This window comes from Vibrio sp. 1978, assembly GCF_033344345.1.
Map to the genome: position 1 here is coordinate 1 of NZ_JAWPOP010000291.1, position 828 is coordinate 828.

The 828-nt window shown below is 46.6% G+C and carries 1 protein-coding gene; it reads right to left on the bottom strand.

Annotated features, from left to right (window positions below; all coding sequences use genetic code 11):
- On the bottom strand, positions 1-828 hold an 828-nt coding region (hflC, locus tag R8N49_RS26155), incomplete at both ends, for a protease modulator HflC (protein WP_318190331.1).

The window sequence follows — 828 nt, forward strand, 5'->3', positions numbered from 1 at the left end:
GTATGCATTCGCATAGATCTTCGCTGCTTCTGCATCCGCTTCACCGCGTGTAACACGAGCGGTTTTATCCGCCTCTGCAAGAATGGTTGCTACTTCAAGTTCCGCTTGTGCACGAATGATTTCTGCTTTCTCACGACCTTGAGAACGGTGCTTACGAGCTACCGACTCACGCTCAGCGCGCATACGACGGTAAATCGACTCACTGATTTCATCAGGAAGGTTGATTTTCTTCATACGGAAATCGACAACACGAACACCCAAGTCTTTCATTGCACTTTCACGAGTATCTCGCAGTACATCCGACATGATTAGGTCACGTTCACCATCAATTTCTAACGCTTCACGTGCCGCTTCTGTGTTCACTTCATCACTGCTTGCGTCTTCTGGTAGCACGTCATCATTACGTGGACCAGAAACGATTTGCTTGATTTCACGAGCACCGATTTCAGAACGAAGTACGTCTGTGACTTTACGCTCAAGAAGTGCTTCAGCTGTCAAAGAGTTACCACCGCCTGTTGCTAGGTAGTAACGGCCGAAGTCTTCAATACGCCATTTCACGTACGAATCGATGATAACGTCTTTTTTCTCTGACGTTACGAAACGGTCAGCACGTCCATCCATCGTTTGAATACGAGCATCTAACTGCTTCACGCGATCAAACAGTGGCATTTTGAAATGCAGACCCGGTTCATAAATTCGAGTGATGTCGTTGTTGTCTTTAAGAACACGACCAAATCGAACCACGATACCGCGCTCACCTTCAGGAATCACAAACAGAGACATCAGCATCAATGCTAGTGCGATTACCAGTACAGGGATCATTAACTT